The organism is Jejubacter calystegiae, assembly GCF_005671395.1.
Taxonomy (GTDB): Bacteria; Pseudomonadota; Gammaproteobacteria; order Enterobacterales; family Enterobacteriaceae; genus Jejubacter; species Jejubacter calystegiae.
The window spans coordinates 348,786-369,347 of the sequence record NZ_CP040428.1 but is presented as its reverse complement, the minus strand read 5'-3'; the positions used below and the strand labels follow the sequence as shown (position 1 = coordinate 369,347).

Sequence of the window (20,562 nt, the reverse complement as noted above, 5' to 3'; positions counted from 1 at the left end):
TTTATCCTTAAAACCGTAAATTCGCATCAAAGGCAACGGAGAGATTACTTTCGCGCTTGCCGTCATAGGGGCGTTTATCCCAGTTCAACATCACTCCGGCATCGACCACGTTATTCCACTGAATTCGCTGGCCGTATCCCAGTAGCGCGATGGCGCCGGTATCCTCGCTTTTCTGCCATCCGGCGCCGCCGCCGGCCATAAACTGCTGACTCCAGACGGTGTCGTAGCGCCGGTACATCACGTGATCGGCGGCAAGGGCCGCCGTGGCGGAAAGATCCCGCTTTGGGTTGTAGTAAGCCGCATCATCATGGCTGTTGGCGCTGGCGGATAATCCCGGAATCAGATCCAGAGTCAGGGTGGGGGCCTGCCAGATGCGCTCTTTGCCCTCCAGGCTATATTCCTGACGGCGGTTATGGTCGGAAAAGTCGCTGGCGGCGAAGCCGAACCGGTACTCACGGCGTTCGTTTTGATACCAGCGTACCCAGGTTTCGGCGCGATTAGCGCTAACGCCATTGCGCAGCGCCCGTAACGGCGTACTGGCTGATATACGCTCAAGCCCGCCCCCCAGTCGCCAGCTATCGCTAACGTCATACCAGGCAGAAACGCGCGCGCCCGGCTTGTTGGCACCGTGAAAATTGTTATTGGACAGCGCCAGTTCGGCCCAGGCGTTACGGGGGCGCCACTCCACGCCGCCGGAAACGTTGCGGCTGAAGCCCTTGCCTTCATCGAACCGGCCTGCGGCGAAGCGGGTACCGCCAAACAGACGCCAGTTGTCGGCCATCGGCGGACCATAGATCGCCGCCTCCCAGTTCTGGTCGTGGCTACCGCTGACCGGGTTGTCTGAATGGATCCCCTGCGTACCGTTGATCCGCAGTTCTGACATATGGTGCACCTCGCGTGCCCTGGCCAGCTGTCGTGAGGCGAGGTCGAGCGGCGTACGAGCGATAACGTCATCGGTCAGTAGATCCATCTGTCGCCACTCCTGGAGATCCATGGCGACGTATGCCTGCTGGCGCTCCAGCTCGATGTTCGACGGCTCCAACGATTCAGCCGCTTTGAGTTCGCGTTCGGCGGCCCGCGGTAGGCCCCGGGCCTGGAGCAGCGACGCATAGTCGATACGTAGCCCCTGGTTCCCGGGGGCCGTTGTCGCCATATGACGGGACAGCCTCTCAGCTTCCGGCAGCGCATGAGTCATCAGCAGATACTGAAACCAGAGCGACTGCCCGACAAGCCACGGATCGTTCGGCTGGGGCGTAGGCGAACCGAAGTCATAGCGGGTGTACGGGACGTTGTGGGTCATTCGCCCGATGTAGTGGCGAGCGGATGAATACTGACCGCTGTCCATCAGGGCGTAGAGCATTTCGTTCTGATCCTCTTCTTCCGTTTCTGGGGGAAGCTCCGGATGCTGGCGAATGATAGCCAGTGCGCGATCTACTTTTTTCTCTGCCAGATATGCAGACACCACCCAGCGTAGCGCCCAGGGGGGAATCGCCGTCTTTTGCGCGCTGAGCGACTGATATTCGCTGATAACGTCGTGGTAGTAGCCGTGGGCGTGCAGTGCACCAAGACGGTCGATACGCGCCCGGGCGATATCGGCGTCGGCCCCGGGCTCATGACGCCAGCGGGCGAACAGCGCGTCATAGCGGTCCAGCGCTTTCTGAGCGAGGGTAAAGCGCGTCTGTTCGCTGCGGGATGGCGTATCGGCAAGGCGCACCAGTCCTGCGACCGCATCTAATTCCAGGGCGCGGCGCTGTTCAGGAGAAAGCGCCGCCTTATCTGAGAGCCTGAGAGCGGGATCGCTCACTCGGTTTAGCGTCAGGGCGTTAATCAGGCGATTAAGTACCGCCTGATCCCCTGGTGCGGCAGAGTATGCGCGGGTATCGTTCAGTAACTGATCCCAGCTTTTCCCCTGACGCTGATAAACATAAGAGAGCGTTTGCAGGTGCGGCGCGCTCGGTTGGGCCGCGACCAGACGGCGGGCTTCGCGCAGTGCCTGGTCATCCCTGCGGGCATCGGCCAGGGTTTTTATCCATCCGATGCGATAGTCGTCGTTTTCTGGTGCCAGGCGACGGGCGCGATCCCACAGCGCCAGCGAAGGCGCCCAACGTTTGAGATTGCGATAAGAGCGTGCCGCCGCCGCATCCGCCCGGGCAGGTAGGGCCATTTTTCTCTGCCATAATGACCAAAGACGAACCACGTCATCATCATGTCCGGCCCAGGAGGCGACCTGAATCCAGTCTGCTACCTGTTCGTTACTGAGCGGGTGCTGCTGCTGATAATGCTGAAGATAGTCCAGAAGCGCTGCGTAATTGCCATTCCGGGCCTGTAATACTCGTTCCTCATATACCGATTCAGTCCCCTGAACCATAAGCGGGAATAGTAATATGAATGTTAATGAGAATGATAGTTTAGTCCTGCTGTAAAGGAATAACTTATTGATACCAGGTAATAGATCCATAAATAACGTCCATATATCCCATCTGCACCAGGGCGCAGTTTTATTCACCGTTTGTGAATAAAATCAAACAGTGTCTGTATGCGAGTTGTGGTGTTGTAAACCCACCATTTAAAGACTGGATAAGTGCTTTGCTGCCGATCTCTTTCTGTATGTCGCTCCGTCTTTCATAAAGTATGACAAGTTAATGAATGAAACCGATTTTCAGATAAGGGGGAGAGATAACCAGGGTGAAATGTACACCTGATATCTTTTCGAATAAATATCCCAGATAGCCGCGTGGATACTTTTAAGAAAACTCTGTAGTGGATGTATTGATAGAATAAAATGATTATTTTAATTTCTGTTTAACTTGCTGATTTTAAATGTTGTTTATTTATTTTTATCAGTCCATGAACTATCCGGTCAGGCCAGTTTTTTATAGTTATTCGTGGTTTTCTTATAACTATTTGGGACGATTCGTGACAAAAATTCTGAATGGATTGAGAAGATGCTTTTTTGTACTTCCGTTTTATTTATAATTGATGCTTCAGTTAATGGGGTTAGTGATTAGATACAGCTTATTAATACCGATGGGGAGTGGAGTTGTTATTGAGGGTAACTAACTTAAAGGTTAGTTATATCGTCACTGAGAGAAAACCAGACTCGGGGAGTAGAGGAGAAAGTCGAGCCTCTGCTTTTAGAAAGGATTTTATTAGATTATTGTTAACGGGATGGTTTGTGGCGGGTTCAATGTTTTTGGTTACTCAGGATCGCTATCTCTTTCAGGGAATCAAAAATTTCTTCCCTGATATAGTGTTACTGCATTCTACCGAGGGAGAAATTTTTGACAGCGACGGCAATGAATATTCGGTACTGGTGGACAGCCGGGCGCCACTGCGCCTTTCGGAGTATCTGATGCTCAGCACCGCAAGTCACGGTAAGCGCGTTAGCGGCATTGTGTTAGAGATGCGCTACCGCGAAGCGCATCTGCTGAGCCTGAAGTGGTGTATGGATATGGCTATGGCGCGTACCGATATGGCGGCGATGTTTGGTCTGTTTCTGGAAACGAAAGGGAATCGCCTGACCAGAGAGTGGTTTGATGAAATCCGACTGAGTGAACAAGAGCGCCAAATGCTGATACTGCTCAGGGAAGGTAAGTCTATGGAAGAGGCGGCAAGGGCTTTAGCGCTGTCGGTGAAAAGCCTGTACCGTAAGCGGATCGAGCTGTATGAACGGCTTGGGCTGTCCAACTTCAACGAAGCCTGCCTGTTTATCTTTAAAAACGGACTGCTGGATGTGCCTTATCACGCGCCCTGTGAACTGGCGGAGGCGGGGAGCGGATAATGTCCCCGCAGCGTGGAGTCTGTCGGGGATATCATCGTTCTTCGACATACAGATAGCCAATCCCCAGTATCTGGCTGGCGCGGTCTAACTGGCCGAAATGAATATTGGTGGCTTTGCTTTTCAGGGTGTCCTGCGGATCGAAGGGATTAAACGCAATCTGGCGGATAATGGCATCACGCCACTGCGCGCCGAATTCGCAACTGCGACCATATAACCAAATCTGATTGATATTAAGGGTATTCAGAAAGTTATACAGGCTCATGCCAATGGCGGCGGCGGCGTGGCTGACCCAGTCAAGAATCCACGGCTCGCCGGCCTTCCATGCGGCCAGCAGTTGCCGGTTGGTGGGCTCTGCGCCTGGCTGGCGCTGGCGGGCCGCATGTTTTAGCGCACTCAGCGAGGCTACAGTTTCCAGACACCCGTATCTTCCGCAACTGCAACGCTGGCCGCGAGGATCGACAACGGTGTGGCCAATCTGGCCGCTGCCATAAAGATTCCCACGGAAAATCTCTCCATTGATGACGAAGGAAGAGCCGATACCGTAGTCGACATTGATAACGCAGAACTCGCTTTGCTGCCGGGGGTTCAGCCATTTTTCCGCCAGCGCCAGCATCACGCAGTCGTTATCGACGCGCACATCAATCTTTAGCTGCTCTTCCAGCAGGTATTTTAGCTCGACCGGCGCTTTCCAGGCGGCCTGGGGCATATGTTGCGAAACCCCGGTAACCGGATCCACCTGGCCGTGAACGGCCAGCGCCAGATTGATGCGCTGCTTTGGCCAGGTCTGGCTTACCCGTCGCCACATATTGGCGATTTGACTGAGCAGCGCCTCTGGCGTCGTCACGCTAAAGGTTATCTGCCCGCATTCGCCCCGACCGACCAGTTGGGCATCGGCCAGTTGGTATTCAATACGGGTAGGAGTGACGCACATACACAGCGTCCATGCCCCAGTGGACGGCAACTGATAGCTGCCGCTGCTTTTCCCCCGCGAGCTTAGTGATTGCGGCGAATGCTCCAGCTTTCCCTCGTTCATCAGCTCTTCAAGAATATTGCTGGATGCGGGAATCGTGAGTCCGCTGAGCTGCGCCAGCCGCGACTTGCTGAGCCGCTTATGGCGCCACATCAGGGACATAAACAGGGCCTTATTGTGTTTACGTACCTGAAAATTGTTCAGTCCGGGCTGATGCATCCCGTCTCCTCCCCTGATGAGCAGGGCTCTCTCACTGGTTCAGTAAAGTGCGTTTACTGTGCAATGTGACACCCCCCCCAGCCATGGCAGTCAGGCTTAGATAGAGTCCTGGTTCTCCAGATAAGGGGGTAATCATGGTATTTGGTTTACGCTCGCCAGAGCAACTGGCAAACGAACTCACCGCTACCCGGGTTCCAGTAGGAGGACTTGCGCTATGGAGTCTTGGTCAGGCGGGACTGGTGATAAAAAATGCGGCGGGCACGCTGCTGGCTATCGATCCCTACCTGAGCGATGCCATTGAAAGAACGCACCCCGGTACGGAATTTGTGCGCCGTTTTCCTCCTGTCATTCCGCCGCAGGCCCTGGCGGTCTGCGACGCCATCCTGATAAGCCACTTTCATGACGATCACATGGATATGGGCACCCTTGAGCCTCTGGCACAGCAGGCGCCCGGGCTGCCGTTCTGGATTCCGGCGCCGGATGCCGCCACCCTGCAGCGGGAAAATACGATCGTTGGCGGCCAGGTGTTTGCCGCGAAAACCGGGCAGGAAATTACGGTGGGCGAATTTCGGGTATTACCCATTGCCGCAGCCCACAGCGAATATGAGCGTGATGCGCAGGGCAACGATCGCTATCTGGGCTATCACATCGTCTGCGGGGATCTCAGCCTGTGGCACAGCGGCGATACGCTGGTCACGCCAGAACTCCAGACGCAGATGTGCGAGTTACGGCCGAATATCGCCGTCCTGCCGATCAACGGCGGCGACTATGCGCGCGGCGCCAGGGGCATTATGCCGAATATGAACTTTCGCGATGCGGCGGATCTGCACCATAGGATCGGCAGCGATCTGCTGCTGCCCTGTCATTACGATCTCTTTACCTGCAACAGCGACAACCCCGCCTGGTTTGTCGATGACATGCTGACCCGTTATCCCGGCAAAAAATTTCACCTGATGATGCCAGGAGAGCGACTGATCTATCTCCCCCAGGACGGCTAACTTTAACGGGAATCACCTGCTATGAATAATAATCAACAACTGGCATCGCGCGCTCCTGTCCTGTCGCGCCTGGGTATTCCGCCCGCACTGGCCTGGGGCTACGTCGCCGTCCTGCTTTTTATGATTGGCGACGGCGTGGAGTCTAACTTTATCGCGCCATACCTCAGCCGTAACGGCTTCACGCTGGATATCGCCACCACCGTCATCGCGTTTTACGGCGTGACGGTGACTATCGGCTCCTGGCTGGCAGGAGCGCTTTCGACCCTGATTGGTCCAAGGAACGTGATGATCCTCGGGGGCGTTATCTGGATTGTCTTTGAAATCCTGTTCCTGGCGGTGGCGTTACCTTCACAAAGCGTCATTGCCCTGATGCTCACCTACGGCCCGCGCGGCATCGCCTACCCGATGTTTGCCTACGCCTTCCTGGTCTGGATCCAGGCCGCTGCGCCTGCCGATATGCGCGGATCGGCAACCGGCTGGTTCTGGCTGTCGTTTACCGGTGGGCTGCCGACCCTGGGATCGCTGGTGGCGATCTTTTCGATAGGACTGATGGATGAATACGCCACCCTGTGGCTGTCGCTGGCGATCGTCGCCGTCGGGATGCTGGTGATGCTGGTGGCGCTGAAAGAGCGCACGGGCTACGCCCCGCTGCTGGATAAAGCGCATCGCCACCAGAGCCCAGGACGCACCCTGATGGGCGGTATCGATATTCTGTGGCGTGAACCGCGCATTGCCGCTGCTGCCGTGGTGCGTATCATCAATACGACCCCTTACTTTGGCTTCTTTATTTTCCTGCCGGGATTCTTCACCGAGCGCATCGGCTTTTCCCAAACCGAATACCTCAGCCTGATAACGATTATGGGGCTGGTCGGCATGAGCTTTAACCCGGTTATTGGCAAGATGAGCGACATTATCGGCTGGCGCAAGGTGCTGACGCTGTTCGGCGGTCTGGGATCGGCAATCGCCATGCTGCTGATGTACTTCGTTCCGCTGTGGAGCGGCGGCAGCTTTGTACTGAGCGTCATTTTTGCCTGCCTGTACGGCATTACGCTGTGTGGCTACGTGCCCGCCGCGGCGCTCTTTTCCACCCTGTGTCAGCCAAAAGATCGGGGGAATGCGATGGCGATTTACTGCTTCGCTGCCGGGATGTCCACCTTCTTCGGCCCTGCGCTGTATGGCATTTTCAACGGACTCTTCAACACCGAAGGGGTGATTTGGGGCTATGCGGCGCTTTACGTCATCAGCGCGGTTATTTCGTGGTTGTTCCTGCTCAGCCCGCAGGATCCCGGAGAACAAAATAATCCGGCGGTGGCGCGGTTACGAAAACTGGATTCAGCAATATCAGAATAAGAGAGCGGTAATGAAAAGTTACGACTATATCGTGGTGGGCGGCGGCAGCGCTGGCTGTATCGTCGCGGCGCGGCTGGTTAAGGAAGCCAACGCCCGTGTTCTGCTGCTGGAAGCGGGAAGCGATGAGTACCATCCGGTACTGAAAATGCCCGCAGGCTACATGAAATATCTGGCCAGCGACCGCTATCTGACCATGCACCAGACCCAGCCGCAGCCTCAGTTGAACGGTCGGGGGGTCATTGTGCCCCAGGCGAAGGTACTGGGCGGTGGCTCAACGGTGAATGCCATGGTCTACATGCGCGGTCATCGCCACGACTATGAAGACTGGAACCACGCTCTGGGTCACGAAGGCGTGGACTGGTCGTGGGATTCGCTGCTGCCTCACTACATGGCGATCGAAGATAACGATCACCTGGGGGCTCCCAGCCACGGCGTCGGGGGGCCGATGAAGGTTTCCCATCTGGGCCATTTCAGCCCGCTGAGCCGCGCTTATGTGAAAACCATGCAGGGGATGGGCATCCCATACTCGCCGGATTTCAACGCGGGCGATCCGAGCGGCGTGGGCTTTATGCAACACACCATCGACTGGCGGACGCGCAAAAGGTGCAGCGTGGTGGATGCCTTTATTACGCCGCTGCGCGGCGATTCACGCCTCACCATTGCTTCACAGGCTCTGGTGAAGGAGATCCTGTTCGAGGGGGACGATGCCGTTGGCGTTCGTTTTCAACGTCATGGCGTCGATGAAACCGCAATGGCGGAAAAAGAGGTGATTCTGGCTGCCGGAGCCTATCAAACGCCGAAGCTGCTGATGCTTTCCGGCGTGGGGCCAGACGAGGCGCTGCGCGAGCAGGGGATCCCGCAGCGCCGCTCTCTGCCAGGCGTAGGGGCAAATTTGCAGGACCACTATGAAGTGCCGGTGGTGGCGACAACGCGCGGCGCATGGGGCTACTACGGTCAGGACAAGGGCTGGCCGATGATGAAAGCGGGTCTTCAGTATCTGCTGTTTAAAACCGGCCCGGTGACGACCACCGGGGTGGAAAGCTGCGCGTTTTTCGACCCGCTCAGCGGCGGAGCCATTCCCACCATTCAGATGTTTTGCGTGCCCACGGTCTACCTCGACCGCGATGTGATGGGGGAAAACCCCGGCCACGGCGTCACGATAAATTCCCTGCTGCTACGACCGAAAGCGACGGGCCACGTCACACTTGAAAGCCGCGATGCCGCTGCGTTACCCCGGGTGGATACGCAGATTTTTGGCCACCCGGAGGATCTGGCCCGCACTATCGCCGGATTCCGCTTTGCCCGTCAGGTGATAGCGGCGCCGCCGATGGCAGAGATGGTCGACAAAGAGATTTTCCCCGGCGTGGACATCCGCTCTGACGACGAGATAGCCGAACACTGCAAACGCATGGTGAAAACCGGCTATCACCCGGTGGGAACCTGCCGTATGGGGCATCGGGACGATCCTATGGCGGTGTTGAGCAGCGACCTTCGGGTGCGCGGTCTGGGGCGCCTGCGCGTAGTGGATGCCTCTATGATGCCCAACATCATTAGCGGCAACACCAATGCGGTGGTCATGGCCGTGGCGCACCGGGCGGCTGATTTGATTATGGGCCGTGAAAGCGTGGATACCGATTCGAATAAAGAGAGGGCCGCCTGATGAGCGATAAGCTAAGACGGGTGCAGGAAGCGCTGGCGGGCTGGCAACTGGATGCCGTGCTGCTGACGCGGCGTGACAATATCGCCTGGCTGACCGATGGCGCGACTTTTCATGTGGTGGAACGGGCGGAAGTCGGGGTCGCCAGCCTGCTGATTACCCCTTGCGAAGTGCGGCTGCTGGCCCCGGATAACGAGCTGACGCGTATTGTTGCCGAAGAGCCTATGCCTTTTGAATACGAAACCGCGAGCTATCCCTGGTATCAGAGCCTCAGACAGGGGCTTCCTGACATTTTCAACGGGGCGTTGGGCAGCGATACGCCTCTGGCAGGGACCCGGGATGTGGCGGATAAACTGGTCCTGCTACGCCAGGGGCTGAGCCCGCAGGAACAGGAACGCTTCGCCGAATTAGGGCGAGAGGCGGCAACGCTGCTGGAACAGATTGCCAGAGGGCTCAGTCCCGGTATCAGCGAACAGCAGATAGAAGCGGAAATCGCCCATCGCTGCCTGGAAAAGGCGATCCGTCCGGTCTGTGTGCTGGTGGCCGCCGATGAGCGTATCGCCAGCTTTAAACATCCGGTTCCCGGGCCGTATCCCGTTATCCGCAAAGTGATGATGACGCTGGGGGCAGAACGCCAGGGTCTGCACGTCAGCCTGACCCGCATTGTCCACTTTGGTGAGCCCGAACCGGCCCTGCGCCAGCGGGTTCTGGCGCTGGCGGAAATTCACGTCGATATCATGCTGGCTTCCCGGCCGGGAAGGGCGTGGCAGGCGATTTTTAGCGATATCCAGCAGGCCTATGAAAGGCAGGGTCAGGACGGCGAATGGCGCCATCATCATCAGGGCGGTCCGACGGGCTACGGCTGTCGGGACTGGATAGTCACGCCACAGACCGAAGGCGTTCTGGCACCGGGAACGGCGCTGGCCTGGAATCCCACTCTGAGCGGCGTCAAAAGCGAAGATACCGCCATACTGACAGAAAACGGCATCGCGTGGCTGACGCGAAGCGGCGACTGGCCGCTGATTGATATTCAGCGCGGCGGGCAGCGCTGGCAGGTGGCCGACTGGCTGATTATGCAGGGAGAGAAACCATGAGCGAAAGACTCAAACAGAAGCGCGCCCTGATCACCGGCGCGGGCAGCGGCATTGGCAGCGCGATAGCCACGCTGTTCGCCCGTGAGGAGGCGGATGTCGCGCTGCTGGATATCTCCAGCGACAATACCGAAAAGCTGGCGGCCCAAATCCAGACGCAATATCAGCGGCGCGCTCTAGCCTGCGTGGCGGATGTCACCCGGCCCGAACAGGTACAACGCGCCGTCGGTGCCGCGGAACAGGCGCTGGGAGGCATTGATATTCTGGTGAACTGCGCGGGGATTAACGTGTTTCGCGATGCGCTCGAACTCTCTCAGGAGGACTGGCAGCGCTGTATGGATGTCAATTTACAGGGGCCGTACAACCTGATCCGCAGCGTGCTGCCGGGGATGCTGGGCCGGGAGTATGGCAATATCGTCAATATTGCCTCGGTTCACGGCCATAAAATTATCCCCGGCGCTTTCCCGTATCCGGTGGCCAAGCACGGGCTGATTGGGCTCACCCGCTCGCTGGGGGTGGAATATGCCAGTCGCGGCATACGTATTAACAGTATCTCGCCGGGATTGATTATGACCCCGGCCGCCGAGGCCTGGCTGGCGAGCTGCCCGGATCCGGAGGCGGAACGGCGCAGACAGCAGGAGATTCTGCCCTGTCGTCGGGCGGGAGAGCCCGATGAAGTGGCCTATACCGCACTGTTTCTGGCATCCGACGAGGCACGCTTTATTAATGCCACGGATATCGTCATCGACGGCGGCAGAAGTCAGGTTTATCACGAGTAGTCTGCCGGGCTTAACGGCATAGCCTGCGAAGCAGCACAAATTTTTGGGCATATACTTAGCCTGCTCGCTTAACGCTGTGACTAACACCGGAGATACTGCATGAGCCAACTGTTCACCCCGATAAAACTGGGCAACCTGACCCTGGAAAACCGCATCGCTATTGCCCCGATGTGCCAGTATTCGGCCGAACGCGGCCGGGCTACCGCGTGGCACCGCATTCATCTGGGCAATCTGGCCCTGTCAGGCGCCGGGCTGCTGATTCTGGAAGCCGCCGCCGTCGAGCCTGACGGACGTATCACCCCGCAGGATCTGGGAATCTGGGATGATGACACCGAGCAGGCGCTGGGCGAGGTGCTGAAAGATATTCGCAAATATTCCCCAATGCCGCTTGGTATCCAACTGGGCCACGCCGGGCGTAAAGCCTCGACCGATGTTCCCTGGCGCGGCGGTGGTTTTCTGACGCCAGAGCAGGGGGGATGGCAAACCTCAGCGCCTTCCGCGCTGCCTTTCCATAGCCATGACGGCGAGCCGCTGGCGCTCACTAAAGCGCGGATTGAAGAGATTAAACAGGCCTTTATCGACAGCGCCATTCGCGCCGATCGGCTGGGGTTGGATCTGATTGAAGTGCACGCCGCCCACGGCTATCTGCTGCACCAGTTCCTGTCGCCGCTTGCCAACCAGCGTGACGATGAGTACGGCGGTTCGCTGGAAAATCGCATGCGTCTGACGCTGGAAGTATTCCGCGAGGTGCGTCGGGTATTCCCGGCGGATAAGCCGGTTGGCGTGCGTATTTCGGCCACCGACTGGGTGGAAGGGGGCTGGGATATCGAGCAGTCCATCGCCCTGAGTCAGGCGCTGGAAAAAGAGGGCTGCGCTTATATTCACGTTTCCAGCGGCGGTCTGGCGCCGGAGCAGAAGATAAGCGTTGGTCCTAACTATCAGGTCCCTTTTTCCGCCGCCGTGAAGAAGGCGGTATCGATTCCGGTTATCGCGGTTGGGCTTATCACCGAACCGGAGCAGGCTGAAGCCGTGCTGGTGGAACAGGAAGCCGATATGATAGCCCTGGCGCGCGGGGTGCTTTACGACCCTCGCTGGCCGTGGCATGCGGCGGCGAAACTGGGGGCGAAGGTACAGGCTCCGGACCAGTATCTGCGCTGCGAGCCCCATGATGTGAAAGGGCTGTTTAATAAATAAATGTGTGCCGGCCCTGGGGGCCGGCTATCAAATACTGTTCAGATCGATATCTTCGCTGTACTCCAGACCAGAAATCTCTTTCAGCACCGTCTGCCCGCAAATAACGCGTTGCTTGTTAGCGTCATAAGTTAATGTGGGCTGACCGGCCAGCTCCCATCCCTGATTTAATAACTGCGTGATCCGACGGCAAAATTCGGCATCATCTGGTCCTGTAATATAACGGTAGGCTTTCATAGGTGTGACCTCAGTGGCTGGGTGACTCCTGCAACAATTTATTCTGCATGCAGCAGGGCTGGCAGAAACATTGCCTGTTTTAACAGGAATGAGACTCCGGTTACCAGTTTAGTCGTAACCAAACATCACCGTCGCGTTGTGGTAACGGTGCCAGACCAGAGGTTAACATTATGGGGCGCTAATGATTCAGATGATTTCGCCACGCGATATCCAGCATGCTGACCAGATTGGGAGCCTGCAGTTTTAGCATAATATGATTCTTAATCACGCTAATGGTTTTGTCGCTTATTTCCAGTTCCAGGGCTATGGTTCGGCTATCCATGCCGCGCATAAACCCCTGCAACACATCGATCTCGCGCGAGGTCAGCCGACTCAAATACTGATTGTCGGTCGGATAGCGCTGATAGTGTTGCAGGATATCCGGAGACAGATAACCGCCCCCTCGCTTTACCAGGGAAATAGCGTGTATCGCTTCGGAAAGCGGGGCCGTAATGGATAAGTAGCCATGGAATCCCATTCGTATCGCCCGTGAAAACATGAAGTAACTGGCGCCGCAGATGGCGACCAGGCGAATATCGGGGGCCTGGCGTCGAAATCTGTCCAGAATTGAAATCTCCTGTCGGGTAAGAGGAATATGATCAAGAATCAATATTTCTGGCGTTTCTCTTAACATCATGTCAGGGAGTTCAGCCAGCTTTTTCAGGCTATAGCAGCGGATACCATCGTTCTGACAGATAATCTCCCTGATCCCCCGACGCAGATAAAGATCCTGCGCGATCGCAATGCAGAACTTGCTCATAACGGAACGATCCTGTCGGCTGATGCAATCGTAGAGGGGCGATGGGCAATAATGATACGGGTGATTTTGAGCTCGGAAATGGACTTATTAATAAAGGCTTCATTGTCCAGATCCAGATGGCTGGTCGCTTCATCCATAAATAGCACCGACGGACGACGATAGAGCGCTCTGGCAATCAGCAGGCGCTGTTTCTGACCGCCGGAAAGCCCGGTTCCCAGTTCGCCCACCAGTGTTTCATAGCCCATAGACATCTTCATGATTTCATTATGAAGATTGGCATACAGGGCGCAGGTGGTCACCAGCTTCATATCGATATTGCTGTCGAATCCGGCAATATTGTCAGCGATGGAGCCTGAGAACAGCTTATCTTCCTGTAATACACAGGAGATCGCCTCCCGGTAATTATTCAGCCCCATATTATTAATGTTGATGCCTTCGACCAGAACTTCGCCTTCATTGGGGGAAAGCAGGCCGCACATCACTTTCATCAGTGTGCTTTTCCCTTTGCCGGAAGCGCCGACAATCGCCACGCTTTCACCCGGTTTTACTGCGAGGTTGAATTCGCTGAAGATGGGGGGGGTTAAGGGATCGTATTGAAAGGTCAGGTTTTTTAGCTCCAGCCTGACGGGAACGCCGGGGGCAAAAGGGCGGCGTGGCGCATTCTCTTTTTCCGGCTCGGTAAAGACAATGTCAGAGATCCTCTCATTGTGGAGCGATAACATACGTAGCTTAATCGCCAAATCGACCAGGCTTCCCGCCCGCTGAGAAAACTGCCCGCGATAGGCGTTAAACGCCATAAACATCCCAAGCGTCATAGAGTTATCTATCACCATAAGGGCACCTATCCAGAGAATCGCGACCTGATCGATGGTGTTGATAAAAATATTAATGCCGGAAAAAAACATATCGAAGCGGGTCTGGCGCACGCCGGTGTTTGCCGCATCGATATTCAGATTTAGCCATCCTCCCGATCGGTTGGCGTTGAGTCCCAGCGCTTTTATGGTGCCTATACCGTACAGCGTCTCCATAAAATGCGAGCCAGCCCGGGCGCTTTTTACAATCTGCTCTTCGGAAATGCGGCGGTAAACGTTATAGGTACTCAGTCGCAGTAGTGCATAACATGCCGTGAACCCCCCAACAACCCACGTCAGCCACCCACCGTACAGCGCCATCATCACTACCAGACCCAGGGAGACGATGGCATCCATCAGTCCGCCGACGACGTCCTGGGTAAAGGTACGTCGTATCACGTCCAGGGAAGAGAAACGGGACTGGATATCGCCGACCTGGCGTTTTTCGAAGAAAGAGAGCGGTAGCTTGATCATGTGGTCGAACAGGGAATTCTTCCACTGAACATCGATAAACGTCGAGATGACCAGACTTATCCACGAACGAATCATGCCCATAAAGGTGCGAAAGAGCATAAACAGCAGCAGCCCGCAGCAAATGACCATCAGTAGGCTACGGTCATGAGCCATGATGACGTGGTCCGTCACCAACTGCATACCGACAGGAAGTAGAAGGTTAATGGCTTCAATCACGATGGAAAGGGCGGCGATTTTGACTAATGCGCCTTTCAGCCCTTCGACATTGCGCATCAGATCCAGCAATTTGACGCGGGTTTTATAGCTGCCTTTTTCGAAGTGGTTTTCGGGCCAGAACTCTACAGCTACGCCGGTAAAGTGTTCAGAAAGTTCTTTAACACCGATAACGCGTTTGCCCAATGCCGGATCGTGGATAACCCAGCCAGCCCGATGATGGCCGACAAGCACAACGAAGTGATTCATATCCCAGTGCAGAACGCAGGGGAGCTTAAGCTTATTCACTTCGTCCAGATCGAGGGACAGCGAGCGGCTTTTCAATCCTATAGCCGAGGCGGTACGAATTAGCCCTTTAAGCGTCGTTCCCTGGGAAGAGACTGAAAAGTGATGACGCAGGTTCAGCATATCTATATCCAGGCCGTGATAACCGCATATCATGGCCAGGCAGGCAAGCCCGCATTCACTGGATTCAATCTGTAATATTTGTGGGACTTTTCGGGTCAGGCCAAAGTTAATTTTTTTTCTGAGGTAATCCAGTATTTCTTTATTCATTTGCAACCCGCCCTGTCACGCTATGCTTGACTTCATAAAACGGCATAAACATCCATTGATATAATTTACGCGTATCCAGAAAAACGATGGTCTTTGCCTGTAAGCCACCCGATAAATGCATCTTCTGGCCCTTGTCGCTGATATCGGTGTCTTTCAGGTCGACCAGCACTTTGTAGTAATTGCTGGCGCTACCTGCGCTCTCTTTTGGGGCGCTTCCGTAGCCTGTCATCTCCTCCCGGGAAGCCGGGATATAGGCAATGGATTTAATTACGCCGGGAAACTGGCCGAACTTTTCTGATGGAAAGGCGGAATAACGAATATTGACGGTATCTTTTATTTTAACGTAGGGCAGGCTGCTGTCAGGTATCCACAGCACCATGTAGTAGTGCGTTTTTTCCTGCGGCTGGATCTGTGCCAGAGAGCTGCCACTATTGACCATCTGTCCGGGCGTGACGCTGAGCGACTCGACCCGTCCGGCTCCCTGAGAAAAAATGATAATGGTCGCTCCGGCATCGGACTCGATTAACTTACGCTGGAGCTCATTACGCTGATAGATATTCTGCGTAATGTTATTGTCAAATTCTGCCGCACGGGTGAGTATCTGGCTGCGTAGCTGGGAAATCTGTAGCGTTTCCTGAATTGCCTGGCTGTTGAGCGATTGCAGATTACTCTGCTGCTGATAAAACATGAAGCGCTGATTATTTAGCTGATCGGTGGTAATTAACCCCCGTTTGCGATATCCCTCATAACTGGTCATGCCTTCACGCATTTTCGCTACGCCATCTTTGACGCTGGTGATAAGGCGGGTGGTTTTGTCATGGTTCTGCTGATAATTAGTGAGCTGTTCCTGCAAGTTACTGAGAGTTTCTTTTTTATTACTATTTAGCTTTTCGATAATTTGATCGATGTTGGCTATTTGCTTTTTGAGCACCGTGAGTGTTTCCTCGCTTACATTACCTGAAGTGGTTTGCCTGGAGACATTAATACTGTAGATAGGATCGCCAGATTTTACGCTGTCGCCCTGTTTAACGAAAACCTTACTAATGTATCCCTGCTGCGGAGAATAGATATTTATGGCGTGCGGGAAGGTAATCACCTCTCCGCTAACCTCAATCCGGCGCGTATAGTCGAAAAAAAACAGGAAATAGAGTAACAGGGCCATAAACAGGATGCTCAGTAGCGCAATTAACCACGGTGGAAGTCCGTTAGTTAATAGTGCCCTTCCTCTCCATTCAGCCTTCTGACGATTAATTACTTGTAAGCGGAAGATACCAGGATTGCTCATATCGTCTTCATACATCCTCAGTGTTTTATTGAATAGCCGGGGTTTCCCCCGGCTAAAAAGAACGGATAATCAGGGAACGAGAGTCCCGTTGGCGAAGCCTTTGGCGACTTCGCCAACAACCTGCCAGGTGGTGTCCCAGCCCACGGCGGCAGAGGCGACAACCCCGCCGGTCAGGCCGATCAAACCGCCTGCGACCATACCAACACCCTGGCCGATAGCGCCGAAGCCCAGGACACCGCCGCCGTCACCACCGTGCTTGCCGCCGATGATGGCGCCGGCAAAACCCGCGGCAACTCCGCCAACAACAGCGCTTTTAATTGCTTCGCCGATGTCGGAAAAGAAGCCATTGCCATATGCGCCTGCAACTTCATCAATTTCAATAGTGGTTAATTCTCTCATTTTTATTACCTTCTAATATCAGTTAAGGATATGAAATACCATTGCCGACGAATAAGTTATTCAGACAATAGTATTTTGCTATTCATTCATAACGAATGAATTCTGTGCACTATTCGCAAATTAATTTTGCGTAATAGTAAAAGTCATTGCCGTATTGGCGATTCCTGGCGTTATCGTTGGCGCAGTTTGTATATAACCGGCGCGTAATGGAATCGTAATGCTGGTTTCAGCGCCAGTGTGATATGTCTCTTCCGTATCAAACTGCAGGGCTGCGCCGCTTTCTCTGACGACTTTGACCGCTACGCCGTTGGCCGAGCCTTCGCTACCGTCCAGCGGAATAACGCCTGGTTCGGGTGAGGCCGATCCGCCGCTGGCGCTAAAGGAGACTTTCACGGGCATGTTGTCTCCCTGGCAGGTCAATTCGACGTTAAAGGCCACCATATCGCTGGTACTGCCCGGGCCGTTAAACTCCGTACGCTGGTGTCTGCCCAGCGGTACGGTAAAGCTGGGCGATTTCGCGTAGCAACTCTTGATCCTGGCGCCGCCGGCGGTGACCTGAAGCGACAGGATATTAGTGGCGCTGCCGGACGGTCCCGGCAGGGTGAAACGGGCCACCAGGCCGGTAGGGAAGTTGCCCGGTTCAATTTCGCCGGTACGGTAAAACAGTAGCTGAATGTCGGAACCGCTTAATCCCAGAGTTTGATTAGGGGATAGGGCCGCATTGGTCACCGGCATGGAACGATCGGGTAGCACAAAGTCGGAAACCTTTACCCCAATGCCAGGCAATCCTGTTTCATACACGCCCGGCACCGTGGCGCTTGGTGTCGCCCAGCTTCCCAGAAGGGAGGAACGATACGTTGTACTACCCGTACAGTTCAGGGTCAGCAACCTTGCGACGCTCAGGGTTTTTCCTCCAATAACTCCGCCGATGGGAATATTGGGATCCACTGCAAGATTAGGGAGCACCACCCGTACCGTTTCCGGAGAGGCTACAAAAGTACAGCCGGCAAACACCTTCGCGGAAGCAAATAAAAGAGGTGTTAGCAGTAAACTCAGCGTTCGGATGTTTAACATTATTTTCCTTCCTGATTCCTTTATACGCTCTGGTCTGGCTGCCGTTACCGACATTCCGCCGCCACTTTCTGAAGTCCCGGAGAGCCGTCACTGGTGATACGGTAGCTGGCCCGGCACTGGCTATCCGCCGTATTGCCCCAGGACACTCCCAGCGTTCCGCTTTCCTGTAATCCGCTCAGATAAACCTCGCCGTCATCGCCGACGATACTGCTGTAAGAGGAGCCTTCCCCTTCCGGCGTCACGGTTGCCCCAAAGGGAACGGGCAAGCCATTCGGTCGCGTCAACTTCACCATCACCCGCTGTCCGACGCGTCCGGAAAAGTCGGCCCTGACGACGGCGCCGCGCGTTGGCACTACGCTACGGGTGGTCTGTTCCAGTTCGACGTTGTCCGCCAGCGTTTCCGGATCGAGCGCGATTTCGTTACGGCGATAGGCGCTCATATAGGGCACGACGGTGTATCCGCGGAAGTCGGTTTTCACGCCGGTCTGGTTGATGACCCGGGTACTGCTTACACCTGGCGCTTTCACGAGCGCAACGGTTTCGCCCAGCGGTTGGCTCAGAGTGATGCCATCTTCGTGCAGCATAGCTGCGCCTTTAATGCCATAGCTGACGCGTCGGCTGTTTTTATCCCAGGCGTATCCGGCGTTCACTTCGCCGTAGGTCGCCTGATAATCGGCATTCAGGTTACCGCCGCTTCCTTCGCCGTGATTTGTCCGGGACTCCTGAACGCTCCAGTTCAGATTGTTATCCGCCAGGGCCGTGCCGTTCAGGCCGACCGTCTGAGAGGTATCCCCATGACGCTGGGTATTGATGCTGTAGCTGGCCCAGGTATTGCTCAACCAGCGTTCCAGCGGAATATTGATGCTGAAAGCCAGGATCTGGTCCTTGTCGTAAACCCTGCCACTGTGTTCGTCGAAACCGATATCCTGCTTATATGAGTTGCGGTTATAGCTATAGTTAACGCTATAGCTGATTCCTTCCCAGCTATTGTTGTAACCAACGGAAACGGAACGCATCTGGCGGCTATTGTTCCAGTAATCTTCGCCGATCAGGCTGAATGTTAGCGCGCCTGCACCCTGCCACAGATTCTGGCTGAGCGTCATTTCCGCGCGGTTGCGGCGGCGCTCCTGCCACAGCCCGTAGTCTTCGTCGCTGTTGTACCAGGAATCCATGACCTCATTCAGGGTGTAAAAACCGCGGGTTGAGTAGCGATAGCCCGCAATAGCGAAGTTGGTTCCGGTATCGACGAAATTCTTGCTGTAGCGTACGCGCCATGACTGTCCCTGCTGGCGTCCTTCATCCTTTGGCTTTCCCCATGACTGCGTCATGTCCAGGGAGAGGGCACCCAGCATTCCCAGGTTTTTCCCCAGCCCGCCAACCACCGACTGATAGCGCGATGAGAGCTGGGTTCCGCCGTAGATCGTGAAGCCGTAGGGCAGCCCCCAAATTCCTGTTCCCTGGGTAAAGAAGGTATGCTCCGAGTTATTGTTCTGGTATGAGCGGTAGGTCCCGCTGGTCAGGCTGTATTTCATACGCCCTTCGCGCTGCAGCACAGGAACCGACGCGAAGGGCACTACCATGTGCTGTTCGGTGCCGTCGGCTTCCTTAATGGTGATGTAGAGATCGCCGCTGCCGCCGGTCGGATACATATCGGAGATCGTAAAGGCGCCAGGCGCCACATAGCTCTGATAAATGATGTAGCCGTTCTGCCGGATAATAACCTGTGCGTTGGTGCGGGCAATGCCGCGTACTACCGGAGCATAACCTTTCAGGCTATCAGGCAGCATTTCGTCATCTGAAGCCAGCTGTACGCCGCGAAACGAGACGCTATCGTAGATATCCGAAGGCGAACTGCTTTCCCCAAGGGTAAGCTGGCTCTTCAGCGCTACGATGTCGCGTTGCAGGAAGGTATAAATCGTATCCCAGTGCGAATCGCCATGGCTGCTACGGCTCCAGGTCGTGTAGTTACGCAGACGCCAGGGGCCAATATTCAGCGAGGGACGAACGTTTAAATACTGGTTGTCACTATCGCGCGCGCCAGGCTTTTTGGCGTAATAATTTGCGCCGCTGAAGCTGTAATTCAGCCAGAATGCGCTGATTCCCTCGTCCCATTTTTCTGGTGGCACGTAGCCGCGCGCCTGATTGGTCATGGCCGCCTGTGGGATGCTCAGAATCAGTCGCTGTTCGCTGAAGATCAACTGCGCGTCGGCATCCGGAATGGCGTTCAGATCCACGCATTTCGCTGCGGCGTTCAGGGACGGAAATCCATCTACCCGCACGCCGTAGCGAATCAGATCGTCCTCACTCAGGCAGGGCCACAGACGTTTTTTGCCGTCGGTGTCCGCTTTCAGCATAAAGGCTATATCGCGCGTTTCTTGATCCTGACGGTTGACCACCACATCGACATGGTAGATGCCAGGCTGTTGGGCATCCTCTTCGAACGCCGACAGATCTACCCGGGGACGATCGCTTCCCTGGCGCTCCAGCAGCGCGGGGTTAAATTGCGCTTTGGCCAGGGCCTGCGTGGTCATGCCGGACGCAAAAAGGATGCCCAATAACATTGAGGAGATTTTTTTATATTCCGCCACTGCCATCATTTACTGATTCCCTTCCTGTTCTGGCTAATTCATGAACCCGAC

General features: G+C 55.3%; 16 protein-coding genes. 7 read left to right on the top strand and 9 right to left on the bottom strand.

Features of this window, described 5'->3' with window-relative positions; all coding sequences use genetic code 11:
• Window positions 1-7 precede the first annotated feature (7 nt).
• A complete protein-coding gene (gene pgaA / locus FEM41_RS01480) occupies window positions 8-2,458 on the bottom strand; it encodes a poly-beta-1,6 N-acetyl-D-glucosamine export porin PgaA (RefSeq protein WP_138093751.1) in 2,451 nt (816 codons plus the stop codon).
• 729 nt (window positions 2,459-3,187) lie between these two features.
• Between pgaA and FEM41_RS01475 the strand changes: the two genes are divergently transcribed.
• Window positions 3,188-3,781, top strand: a complete 594-nt coding sequence (locus FEM41_RS01475; protein ID WP_138093749.1) for a helix-turn-helix transcriptional regulator — start codon at window positions 3,188-3,190, stop codon at window positions 3,779-3,781.
• 31 nt (window positions 3,782-3,812) lie between these two features.
• On the opposite strand, the gene FEM41_RS01470 is transcribed toward FEM41_RS01475, so the two are convergent.
• Entirely contained in the window at window positions 3,813-4,970 is a 1,158-nt protein-coding gene (locus FEM41_RS01470; RefSeq protein ID WP_138093747.1) for an ROK family protein, read from the bottom strand.
• Between the two features lie 134 nt (window positions 4,971-5,104).
• Between FEM41_RS01470 and FEM41_RS01465 the strand changes: the two genes are divergently transcribed.
• The 6 genes from FEM41_RS01465 (at window position 5,105) to FEM41_RS01440 (ending at window position 12,039) form a co-directional block, all read left to right on the top strand.
• Complete coding sequence (locus FEM41_RS01465; RefSeq protein WP_138093745.1) at window positions 5,105-5,968, top strand: MBL fold metallo-hydrolase; 864 nt, start codon at window positions 5,105-5,107, stop codon at window positions 5,966-5,968.
• Between the two features lie 21 nt (window positions 5,969-5,989).
• Window positions 5,990-7,318, top strand: coding sequence for an MFS transporter (locus FEM41_RS01460; protein WP_138093743.1), 1,329 nt, complete (start codon window positions 5,990-5,992; stop codon window positions 7,316-7,318).
• Between the two features lie 10 nt (window positions 7,319-7,328).
• Complete coding sequence (locus FEM41_RS01455) at window positions 7,329-8,978, top strand: GMC family oxidoreductase (RefSeq protein ID WP_138093741.1); 1,650 nt, start codon at window positions 7,329-7,331, stop codon at window positions 8,976-8,978.
• Window positions 8,978-10,069, top strand: coding sequence for a M24 family metallopeptidase (locus FEM41_RS01450; protein WP_138093739.1), 1,092 nt, complete (start codon window positions 8,978-8,980; stop codon window positions 10,067-10,069). Before FEM41_RS01455 ends, FEM41_RS01450 begins: the two co-directional genes overlap by 1 nt.
• The gene (locus FEM41_RS01445) at window positions 10,066-10,845 is read left to right on the top strand and encodes an SDR family oxidoreductase (RefSeq protein ID WP_138093737.1); all 780 of its coding nucleotides are present in this window, start codon (window positions 10,066-10,068) and stop codon (window positions 10,843-10,845) included. Before FEM41_RS01450 ends, FEM41_RS01445 begins: the two co-directional genes overlap by 4 nt.
• 99 nt (window positions 10,846-10,944) lie before the next feature.
• Window positions 10,945-12,039, top strand: coding sequence for an NADH:flavin oxidoreductase/NADH oxidase (locus FEM41_RS01440; RefSeq protein WP_138093735.1), 1,095 nt, complete (start codon window positions 10,945-10,947; stop codon window positions 12,037-12,039).
• 27 nt (window positions 12,040-12,066) lie between these two features.
• On the opposite strand, the gene FEM41_RS01435 is transcribed toward FEM41_RS01440, so the two are convergent.
• From FEM41_RS01435 to FEM41_RS01405, 7 genes are all read right to left on the bottom strand, one after another.
• Window positions 12,067-12,273 carry a DUF1737 domain-containing protein gene (locus tag FEM41_RS01435; protein WP_138093733.1) on the bottom strand — a complete coding sequence of 69 codons (207 nt, stop codon included), beginning with the start codon at window positions 12,271-12,273 and terminating at the stop codon, window positions 12,067-12,069.
• Window positions 12,274-12,451: 178 nt separating this feature from the next.
• Window positions 12,452-13,072, bottom strand: a complete 621-nt coding sequence (locus FEM41_RS01430; protein ID WP_138093731.1) for a response regulator transcription factor — start codon at window positions 13,070-13,072, stop codon at window positions 12,452-12,454.
• Window positions 13,069-15,165: a peptidase domain-containing ABC transporter gene (locus FEM41_RS01425; protein WP_138093729.1), complete on the bottom strand. Its 2,097-nt coding sequence runs from the start codon at window positions 15,163-15,165 to the stop codon at window positions 13,069-13,071. Before FEM41_RS01425 ends, FEM41_RS01430 begins: the two co-directional genes overlap by 4 nt.
• Entirely contained in the window at window positions 15,158-16,450 is a 1,293-nt protein-coding gene (locus tag FEM41_RS01420) for an HlyD family secretion protein (RefSeq protein ID WP_241666558.1), read from the bottom strand. The genes FEM41_RS01425 and FEM41_RS01420 overlap by 8 nt, the downstream gene beginning before the upstream one ends.
• A 69-nt stretch (window positions 16,451-16,519) precedes the next feature.
• A complete protein-coding gene (locus FEM41_RS01415; RefSeq protein WP_138093725.1) occupies window positions 16,520-16,849 on the bottom strand; it encodes a colicin V synthesis protein in 330 nt (109 codons plus the stop codon).
• Window positions 16,850-16,969: 120 nt separating this feature from the next.
• Window positions 16,970-17,923 carry a fimbrial protein gene (locus tag FEM41_RS01410; protein WP_168198750.1) on the bottom strand — a complete coding sequence of 318 codons (954 nt, stop codon included), beginning with the start codon at window positions 17,921-17,923 and terminating at the stop codon, window positions 16,970-16,972.
• A gap of 44 nt (window positions 17,924-17,967) precedes the next feature.
• A complete protein-coding gene (locus FEM41_RS01405) occupies window positions 17,968-20,517 on the bottom strand; it encodes a fimbria/pilus outer membrane usher protein (protein WP_138099080.1) in 2,550 nt (849 codons plus the stop codon).
• Window positions 20,518-20,562: the final 45 nt, after the last annotated feature.